12 protein-coding genes are annotated in these 9,681 nt (G+C 35.5%); 5 read left to right on the top strand and 7 right to left on the bottom strand.

The genetic code is table 11. The features are described from left to right. Positions 1-526: 526 nt before the first annotated feature. Entirely contained in the window at positions 527-658 is a 132-nt protein-coding gene (locus M3593_RS24160) for a hypothetical protein (RefSeq protein WP_285848182.1), read from the top strand. Between the two features lie 501 nt (positions 659-1,159). Here the strand turns inward: M3593_RS24160 and M3593_RS23575 are convergent. The 3 genes from M3593_RS23575 to M3593_RS23565 form a co-directional block, all read right to left on the bottom strand. Continuing rightward, complete coding sequence (locus tag M3593_RS23575; protein WP_251545048.1) at positions 1,160-1,681, bottom strand: hypothetical protein; 522 nt, start codon at positions 1,679-1,681, stop codon at positions 1,160-1,162. Positions 1,682-1,908: 227 nt separating this feature from the next. Continuing rightward, on the bottom strand, positions 1,909-2,256 hold the full coding sequence (locus tag M3593_RS23570; protein WP_251545049.1) for a hypothetical protein: 348 nt from the start codon (positions 2,254-2,256) through the stop codon (positions 1,909-1,911). Positions 2,257-2,317: 61 nt separating this feature from the next. After that, complete coding sequence (locus M3593_RS23565; RefSeq protein ID WP_251545050.1) at positions 2,318-2,620, bottom strand: hypothetical protein; 303 nt, start codon at positions 2,618-2,620, stop codon at positions 2,318-2,320. Between the two features lie 325 nt (positions 2,621-2,945). Here M3593_RS23565 and mobQ point away from each other — a divergent pair, with 325 nt between their 5' ends. Beyond that, positions 2,946-4,865 (top strand): MobQ family relaxase, encoded by a 1,920-nt coding sequence (gene mobQ, locus M3593_RS23560; protein WP_251545051.1) that lies wholly within the window; start codon positions 2,946-2,948, stop codon positions 4,863-4,865. 412 nt (positions 4,866-5,277) lie between these two features. Here mobQ and M3593_RS23555 read toward each other — a convergent pair whose 3' ends face one another. The 4 genes from M3593_RS23555 to M3593_RS23540 form a co-directional block, all read right to left on the bottom strand. After that, complete coding sequence (locus tag M3593_RS23555) at positions 5,278-5,952, bottom strand: Rep protein (RefSeq protein ID WP_251545052.1); 675 nt, start codon at positions 5,950-5,952, stop codon at positions 5,278-5,280. 180 nt (positions 5,953-6,132) lie between these two features. Beyond that, complete coding sequence (locus M3593_RS23550; RefSeq protein WP_251545053.1) at positions 6,133-6,555, bottom strand: hypothetical protein; 423 nt, start codon at positions 6,553-6,555, stop codon at positions 6,133-6,135. 320 nt (positions 6,556-6,875) lie between these two features. After that, positions 6,876-7,109 carry a hypothetical protein gene (locus M3593_RS23545; protein WP_251545054.1) on the bottom strand — a complete coding sequence of 78 codons (234 nt, stop codon included), beginning with the start codon at positions 7,107-7,109 and terminating at the stop codon, positions 6,876-6,878. Positions 7,110-7,238: 129 nt separating this feature from the next. Continuing rightward, the gene (locus tag M3593_RS23540; protein ID WP_483308967.1) at positions 7,239-7,772 is read right to left on the bottom strand and encodes a MerR family transcriptional regulator; all 534 of its coding nucleotides are present in this window, start codon (positions 7,770-7,772) and stop codon (positions 7,239-7,241) included. A gap of 291 nt (positions 7,773-8,063) precedes the next feature. On the opposite strand from M3593_RS23540, the gene M3593_RS23535 reads away from it, so the two are divergent. The 3 genes from M3593_RS23535 (at position 8,064) to M3593_RS23525 (ending at position 9,637) form a co-directional block, all read left to right on the top strand. Beyond that, positions 8,064-8,252 (top strand): type II toxin-antitoxin system HicA family toxin, encoded by a 189-nt coding sequence (locus M3593_RS23535; protein ID WP_251545046.1) that lies wholly within the window; start codon positions 8,064-8,066, stop codon positions 8,250-8,252. 123 nt (positions 8,253-8,375) lie between these two features. Then, a complete protein-coding gene (locus M3593_RS23530) occupies positions 8,376-8,861 on the top strand; it encodes a type II toxin-antitoxin system HicB family antitoxin (protein ID WP_353056121.1) in 486 nt (161 codons plus the stop codon). 137 nt (positions 8,862-8,998) lie between these two features. Beyond that, on the top strand, positions 8,999-9,637 hold the full coding sequence (locus M3593_RS23525) for a hypothetical protein (protein ID WP_251545047.1): 639 nt from the start codon (positions 8,999-9,001) through the stop codon (positions 9,635-9,637). The last annotated feature ends 44 nt before the right edge of the window (positions 9,638-9,681 follow it).

Here is a 9,681-nt window from a genome sequence, read left to right as displayed (position 1 = left end):
AAGAGTACACTATGAATTCAAAACTAAAGCATATTAACGATCTTCTAAAAGAAATTCGATTATTCCAAATGACTGAACAATAAACAGCTAAGGACCTTAAATACTCTTACTTGTTGAAATCTATTTTCTTATATAATTGATTACAAAGCTGCCAGTACAGGTAGCTTTTTTTATGCAATTTATCGACTCTTCTCAAAATGCAACCTTCAAATTTTTTAATAACTAATCATTATCTTATATATTATTGGTTATCTCTTAACTTTCCTCTGATTTTCAAGCTATTTCTCTATTGACAAATTCTTTATAATACGACCTAAACACCATATATAGTACTGTCGAAAATAAAAAATACACAATGTATTGATTTTTGAGGTTTTTGTGTGATAACGTCAGTTAACAGGCTACTCTATTAATAGCTATCAATGAATTAAATAGAGTCCAAGCCCATAATATAAATCGTTACTAAAAGTAGAAAAAGAAAAAGGAGTGTTTTTTATGAAGAAATGAAGGGAGGTGAAATATAGCAATGCTGACGATCATCTCAACATTCATCATGCCATTTATTGTCCTGGTTTTCGATAAGCTCTTCGATTACTATGTAAGTAAAAAACAAAAGAAAAAGGACCATCCCTCTGACGCCGCGAAACGTGAGAAATAAGTCCTCTTATTGTTACCAATATAGGTAACTATGAAACAGCCGAGGCATTGCAGTGCTTTCGGTTGTTTTTTATTGTTCTTATCTTTAACTAAAATCGATAAAAATAAACAACACTAGCTATAATAGCTTTCAATGCATATAAGCAATAATTTATTGACTATATGCAATACCGTGCTGCTTGGTACACATTATAACAGTCCTTTTAAATCGCGTATAGTACCAAATTGTCCGGTATATCGTAAAACTATTTATAAATCGAAAAAATGTTATTTATATTTGACTAGTCATATTTTCAAAAAATCAAGTTAGAAACTACAGTGCAATAGGGAGGAAATCAAAGAAAACAGGAGATTTAAAAAACGAAAATCTCCCTGTTTTTTTGACTATTTCCCAAGACCAAAAACCCGGAATTTGACCAAATATGGCCGAATTCCGGGTTTTGAGTTTTTCAGAACTTCCGATTATGGTGATTATGTTAACTGCCTCCAACCTCAATCATTATCACTTATAGGCTTTAGCAATAATTGTTTGGTATTCAGGAGCTGGCACTTTAAAAGGTTTTATTGTGGCTGCTTTACCATCCCAAGCAGTTACAGTTCTACCAAAAGTGCTATAGTTTTTATCGTTCCAATAAGTTACATGGACAGGTATATTTTTATCTGTATAAGATCTAATTTGGCTAGCAAATGCTGATGATTCAGTTGCCCTATAAAAACCTAAGGTAGCAGCGTATGGTGATATAACTGGTATAAAGCCTGTCCTAAACCAAAAAACGCCTTCTGCAAAAGACATTTCAGTTTTCTTAGCAAATGTTCGTCCGGCAGAAACACTCATATAATAATCATGATATTCAATATTAACCCTTCCGCCTGAGGCATAATACTTAGATTTTACATATCCGCCAGAAACACTACCTCCTGGACTCGGCTCTACGTAAGCAGCATCTGCGGTTGAAATGTTACTAAAAAATAAGCCGGAAAATGCTAGAGACAATGACAACATTAAAACTACAATTTTTTTCATAATTCCTCCTGTATTTACATTTATTGTATTACAGGAAAAATATTACCATATATTTCAAGAATTATATACGTTTTTTTCCAAAAATATAGAAAATTATACCTAATACGAAAATTATAGTAGCTATCGAAATGTCTACCCATTTTAAAGCAATTAAAAGAACAGGTAATGCTAAAAATAATTGACCAAGAAAAAGAACAGTTTTATAAAACATCGTCATAGCTCTCCTATTAATTCAACTTTTTTTCTTCGATATATTTATTAGAACCCAAATAATTTAAAATTATTTCTTTTCCCTTAATTGAAATAACTTCTGTACCTTTTTTGGTACTTACTAAAGGAATGTTTTCTTTCTCACTGGAAAAAAATAAATTTTGATTTACTAAACCACTTCCTCTATCTAAATCTTTTAATAACTTATATCTTACTTCATACAGATCTTTTTCCATCTCGGTAACAGAAATTACTTCAATATATTCATCTACTTTGGGAGTAGCTTTTTCATTCTGATTACTGCACCCAGTAAAATAAATTATTGCAAATAACAATAAGAAAACCACAGTTATTTTCTTTCGCAAACTAATAACCTCCTAAAAAAATTGATAATACAAAGTAAGCCTTCAACAAAAAAATTAACTCCTATTCTCTCCTATTATTTTTTGATTCAGAATCGTCAATGTTTCTCAATATAGAATATTTTAAGATTACATTTCTATTATTATCGACTGTTTTTTGCAATGCACTAGCGACTTTTTCAGCATCTTCCGGCCCTTCAATTCCAAAATATCTTTCGAAAATCGCCCCAACTTCAATTAACCTCTTTGTCCGAGCCTTTCGTTCTTTTTGAGATAATCGAGCCTTTACCTGCCTTTTCTTTTCCTCAATCTGTTTAATTTTCTCATCTAACTCTCGCAACCGTTCCTCATCTGTTTTCTTAACCACGCCTGACCACCCATGACCCTTCCCTTCCACTTTTTCTCCTATTATATCTATAAATGGTTAATAGCACCAGGAAAATTGGTAGAATATTCATCGAAATTATGGTATGATCCCCTTGGAAGTAATAGACAAGGGCGCACTTATACAAACTTCGTTTGTGTGTGGTTCCTACGGAACAAAAAACTTCCCCTTCCGAATGGTTCGGAAGGAAAACACCATTCGCCTAATCGGCGAAGCCAAAACAGATAGCTTGAATCTTATGATTCTTCCCTATCCGTTTCGGTTCTAATGTTAATCGTGTCGCGGACTTTGAAAGGGGTGAGAAATCATGGCTATCTATCATTTTTCAGCAAAGGTTATTTCCAGGGCTAAAGGTCAATCGGCTGTCGCTTCTGCCAGTTACCGTTCTGGAGAACGCCTTAAAGATGAACGAACAGGAGAAGTTAAATTCTACAAAAGAAATGTTCAACCAGAAACTATGATTCTTGCCCCTTCTCATTCTCCTGAATGGGTTCAGGATCGTGAGCGTTTATGGAATGAAGTTGAGAAAGTTGAAAAGAGAGTTAATTCTCAACTGGCCAGAGAAATCAATATTGCTTTGCCAAAAGAGCTTTCCAACGACTATCAAAAGGAACTGATCCGTGACTATGTTCAAAAGGAGTTTGTCAGCAAAGGTATGGTTGCCGATGTAGCCATCCATAGGGATGATAAAGAAAATCCTCATGCCCATGTCATGTTGACCACCAGGGAAATTTCAGAACAGGGCTTCACTGTGAAAAACCGTGAGTGGAACGACAAAAAACTTCTGGAACAATGGAGAGAGCAATGGGCTACCCATGCCAATAAGGCATTGGAGAAAGAGGGAGTCCAGGAGCGCATTTCTCACCTTTCCAACGAAGCCAGAGGGATTGAACAGCTTCCGACTGTTCACCTTGGCCATATAGCCCACCAGATGGAGAAGCGTGGCGTACAGACCGAACGAGGGAACATAAATCGAGAAGTCCAGGACTACAACAAAAACGTTGTAGAACTAGATAAATATAAAGCCGAAAAGAAAAATCTTGAACAGCAGCGTGAAAAAGGCAAATACCTTACCCCTTCCGAAAAGACCGACATCAAAGAAGCAACCAAGTCTATAAAAGGTTTTGTGACTCTTGATAAAATCAAGGATCGCAAGGCTCAAATAGACAAATGGGAGCAAAGTATTGCCAAGCAGGCCAGCTTTACCGAGTGGAAAGATTCTAAATTCAAAGAAGCAGGCGACCACTTCCACCAGATGGACCAGATTCAAAACCAGGTCAAACGCCTAGAAAATGATATTAAAAATATCAACTGGTTCAATCCGTTAGAGCTGAAAGAAAATCGCCAAACCAAAGAACGAGCAGAACAGGCCATTGAGGAATTCCAAAAGGATTATAGCTATCACGAGAAAAAACTGAATTACCACCGAGAAAAACTATCCTTCTCGACCAAAGAAGAATTCATCGATCAGCGCAGAACGTTCCAGGAAGAAAAGGAAAAACAGGTCACTACCCAGTTCAAGCAAAAAGAGCAAATTCAATCTGAACGCCATGTTTTAGATAAAGCCGAAAAAGCCTTGAAGCAAGGGGACATCCGTCAGATTACTGCCCCTTATCCAGAATTAAAAACAGCTTCTCCATTCATCAAATATGAGGACGCTTTGAAGATAAAGTCCATCAATGAAAAAGCAGGCCAGGTTGTTCCATTAAGTCAAATCAAGGCAGAAATCAAAGAACGTACCGAAGCTATCGAAAAAGCCCAATCTCACTTACAGACATTGGCCAAAGAAAATCAAAGAAGTGCGACCGCTGCCACACACTTTAAACACCTGGAAGCTGTATCATCCAAAATCGAGAAATACGAGAACAGCCCTCTGATGAAAGGGAAAATGCTTTTTTCTAAAGGTGCAAAGGAAGAATATCGCCAAGCCCTTTCCGATCGGGAACATTTAACAAAGAATTTGGAAAGCCTGGGCTTTTCCGATAAGACAAGTTTCGACAAACACAAGGAAAAGATTGACTTGGCTATGACTAAAAAGCCACTAATCGAAAATTCGATCCAGGAAGCTGACCAAGGAAAAGACAATGAATTTAACTTAGGATTCTTGCAGGCAGCAGTTCAAGGAGTTGAGGAAGCTCAAAAGAAAGAGCAGTTCGAGCTACAACGCCAGGAACGCAAGAAAAACAAACAAAAAAATAAATATCAAGAAAATGTTTTAGAAAAATAAAAGGAAGGCAAGGGGTGGTTCCGATAGAGAACCAGGGTACTATCAACGTGAACTTAAATCTTTTAAGTTCAGTCAAATAATGTAGGCACCCCTGTTCTATTATAGAACCCCCTCTTACAAACTGTTTTTCGGTTGCCTTAATGGCAACCTTTTAGCCTTTAAGGCAATAACGTAAAATATATGAAATTATGTCTTGCAAAACAGAGGGCGAATTGCTATTAAACAATAGTGATAATAGAGAGAGTTTGTTTAAAATGCTTTGAAGTGTTGATACGACTGGTTTTATAGCACATTTTGGGGTGTCACCTTTTGGTGACACTTTGAGGTCTTTTTGTCACCTTTTCGTGACACCTAAATAATTCCAAATAATAAAAAGATCATATCATTTTCAGATATGATCTTAAATCTTTTATTAAAAAAATCTTGCAGGTAAAGTTACCTTTTTTCCATTTTGATCTTTAAGATTTTTCAAAGAATGTTGAAATAATCTCATAGTCAGTTTGTCCAATTGAACATTATTTTTTCTAGGTGCACAAATCATAATATAAGGATTCATAATCCACGTTCTAGGACTTACAGTACGTCCATTTTCAATAACATGTCCAGCTCCTTCAGGATTAAGGAGAATCTCTTTATCTTTCAAGCTATTCATTATGACGGAAGTTTTCTGTCTTGATTTACCTATCATTTCAGCAATATCTGAAACCGTTGCAGCTTTCGGAAGTTCAAATTGATCCTCAACATTTTTCTTTTTCTTTTTAAACTTATCTTCTCTACAAATAATTACATTACTTTTAAATTCTAAATAAGCTTGAATCCTAAATAAAAAACTTTCTTCTGCTTGAGTTAAATAACCAATTTGATTAAGTAAATCTAAATTCCTATGCATGGTCTGATTAAATGGCTCCCCTGCAAATGGATCTTTACTAGTTCCAATAAAATGTTCCTCACCAGTAAGTTCTTTTAATTGTTCTAGTAATGATTTTTTTAATTCTTCTGCTCTTGATCTAGCTTCTGAATCTTTCTCAAAATCTCTTTTTCTAGCATTTTTTTCAGCCTGTTCAAAGTCTATAATATTTTTCCCCACTACTTTTTCTCTCCCTTATGTAGCAGGAATTAATCCCGATATGGTAGAATATAAATATTCAAATGTTAATAAAGGGACTAATCCCTTGCCTGTTGTGAGAAACCGCCTATCCGACCAAAGACAGGGCGGTTTTTCTCTTTTTCTTTATAATTCGACAATACCAACATTTTCCCTTTATTTCTAGGCTTTTTCGTTTTTTGTCAATTTGGCCTGTAAACGTTCCAAAAGCTTATCATCGACCCTTTCAGGCTTGTATCCCATCCTATCTATCAAAATCCCCTCTAAAACCCTCATACGAGCCGTATAACGCCTATATTCCCGTTCAGCAAAGTCTAAGGTGTCAGAATCGACCACAATGCCTTCTGGGGCCTTCTGAACGCTTCTCATGAGTTTATAGGTCATTGTCCTTTCTTCTCTTACCAATCGAAGCAGGATCAACAAATCATAAGTGTGAAACAAAATCAGTTCTTTGAATGGCAGCTCGCATTGTTCCAGGTAAACCAAATCCCTTAATTGTGGCCGTGGCTTCTTCAAAGGTGCTTGGCAAAAGTCGCATTCATCGGCATAGTGACTGTTTTTCGTTTGACAGTATGAACAAATCATTTTTCAAATTCCTTTAAAGCCAAATCCCTGAAAAAGGCGGACTTGTTACCTTCTCCCTCGATTTTCTCCCAAATGTCATCCGGCAGGGTGACGGATACTTTCTTTGTCGTTCCCAGGGATGGCCTGCCTGCCCCTTCCCTACTTCCTCCATGCTTAGGTCTGCAATCCAAGCATGTGTCATGGCCCTTGTAAGCTTTCTCAAAAATATTCGGCTGCAATGACAATTTTTTCTGGCACTTGGAACACTTAAAAAGCATCGCTATCATCCTCTCTTGATTTAAGTTACTTTTATCATATCATTAAAGGTAACTTATTTCAACTTATTTCAAGTTAAAAGGAAGCACTTTTGCGCTTTTTTTCACTTCTGGAACAAGAAGCTGATAGACCGGTAAGAAAAAAGGTTCTCCTGTTTTTATGACTTGAACATAGCCTTCTATTTCATAGTCATCAGGGTTTTCATCCATCAAAAGAAGATCCTCATAGAAAAGATGATCCTCGCCTTTTCTAAAGTAAATGGGCTTATCCGTTCCTAGAATTTCATGGCCTTTTAACAAAGAAATCCCTCCCTCATAAATAAGGTTGCCATTAAGGCAACCCTGAGCGCCCTGAAGGCGCAAACTATTAATATAATTGACCCCCGACTTCTACTTTTGCATATTCTGAACTCTTAAGACTCCTTCTAATTAGTTAAATAGTTTTTTCCACCAAGAGGCCTTACGTTCTTCTGCAGCAGCTATTTCCAGTCTCTTTTCTTCGAGTGATCGGTGCAGCTCTTTTGTAAGATTGCGATCTCTTTGCTCGATCACATTATTTATCTTGGATTCAAAAGCCTGGAACATTGCTTCTCTTTCTTCCTCAACTGCCTGTTTTACAGCTTCACGAATCAATCCCTGCAATTCCTGCTTTGATAAACGGATATCTTCACTGTGAACGCTAGGCGTTAACTTAGCGTTTTTGTTTTCTAAATCCATTGATATTATAGCTTTTACAGCGTCAACGAAAGAAACTGAGTGGGATAGGAGTTTCTTTAATTCTCTAAACGCTTTAAAATCGCGTTCATAATATATCCTTTGATCCTTTTCATTTCTTTCAAATTTATAACCTTCTTTTTCTAACTCGATTGACCACCTGCGCAAACTTGAAGTTGTGATTTCCAAATCAGATGCTACATCTTTAGCAAAATATCCAAACTTTTCACTGCTATTCAATGCGTTCACCACCTATCTTTTATTTCTACAATAAACTTTTAAAACCTTTATGATTTTATCATACCGTTAAAATAACGTTATTTTAACGGTACATTGATGCGTTAAATTCATACATTTAAATAATTTCCTGAATTTTACCGTTATTTTACCGGTAAAAATTATAAATGGTTGAATTAACTACTTTTTAAAAGATAGAAATATGGAGATACTAAAATGGGCTAGTACGTATATTGACACGTATTTAACACGTGTTATAATACGTATATACAGAAATATAATTATATATTGAGGAGAGTGTTTATGAAGTCCTATTCTTCCAAGGAAATCGTCAGCATGCTGCAGGCTGATGGTTGGTACTTGATACATAGTGTAGGAAGCCATCATCAATATAAACACCCAACCAAACCAGGAAAGGTAACAGTCCCTCATCCAAAAAAGGACTTACCTAAAGGTACGGTTAGGAATATATTGAGGCAGGCAGGGATTTAATCCCTGCCCCTGCACTACAAAAACTCTTGGAAGAAAAATAAATAAACTAATGGGGAAACGGGATGCAGCAAACAATTAAAACATACAAAACAATTTCAATTCTTATTCGAAAGGAGAGAATCAATGTCTATGGCGCGCGCGACAGGTAATTTTAAAGGACGTAACCAGAAAGAACGAGATGGGGATTTAAAACGGTCTTATTCATTTCCTGCTATCTTCGAATACGATGAAGATGGTATCTCTGTTTTCTTCCCAGATCTCCCTGGCGTCTTTACGTGCGGAGATACCGAAGAGGAAGCAAACCAAAATGCTAAAGAAGCATTAGGCCTGCACCTATTCGGAATGGAACAAGACCTGGACCCTATTCCTGCGCCTTCAAAAGTATATGAGCTAACCTTGGAATCTCAACAAGCAGTCGTAATTGTTAACGTGTTTATGCCAATTATAAGAGATCGGGTTCAACGAGCAACCATCAAAAAAACGTTAACTGTTCAGAAATGGCTCAATGACTTAGCTGAGGAACATAAAATTAACTTTTCTCATGTTCTGCAGGAAGCTCTAAAAGAACGGTTGGATATTAGAGATCCATATGAGGACAATAATTTATAATAAATAATTAAATATCAATCGTTTAATGGTAATCATCAGAAACTTTGTGATGATTACCATTTTTTATTTTAAAACGAAACATTTGTTCTCTCTAAACGTAATATTACGTAGTTATCCAATGGAGGGAATAAAACATTATGAATACCTTAAATAAAATCTTAAAGCAACATGGACAAGTTTACAGTCCACATAAACAATTGTTCCAATCATTAAATTTAGATTATCGCCTATACTTTATTTTGCCTTTCCTTATTGCTGAAGCTATTGGTGCACAATACTTTCTTCAGACAAATAAAGAATTTCTTTCAATTGTCTTATTTGTTAGCTTTCTCTTCACAACCTTGGGAGCATCTTTCTGGCACTTCAAATATATAGAGAAGATTTATGGAAGTGTAGAAAGTTTAGATAAAAAAAGGCTAAATGATTTCATTAAGTTAGTTAAAAAAAATTATAAAATAGATCTAACAAAGAATGATCAAAATCTATTAATAGAATCCATCGTTAAAGAAAAAATAGAGAGCAATCATAAAAAAGAACAAGCAAAAAATGCAGTGAATTTAGCTATTTTATCTATAACTATCCCATTATTAAGTCAATATATCTTTCCAGGACAAGAACAAACACTAATTATGACTTCTATGATTATGGCAGCTGGCTTCATTCTCTTGTTTTTCTCATTCAAATATTTATTCAAAGAGTACACTATGAATTCAAAACTAAAGCATATTAACGATCTTCTAAAAGAAATTCGATTATTCCAAATGACTGAACAATAAACAGCTAAGGACCTTAAATACTCTTACTTGTTGAAATCTATTTT

Origin of the sequence: Mesobacillus sp. MER 48, assembly GCF_023714225.1 — a bacterium.
In the GTDB taxonomy this organism is placed as follows: Bacteria; Bacillota; Bacilli; order Bacillales; family Cytobacillaceae; genus Mesobacillus; species Mesobacillus oceanisediminis_A.
The sequence above is the reverse complement of the archived record's forward strand: the minus strand, read 5'-3'. Positions and strand labels throughout refer to the sequence as shown.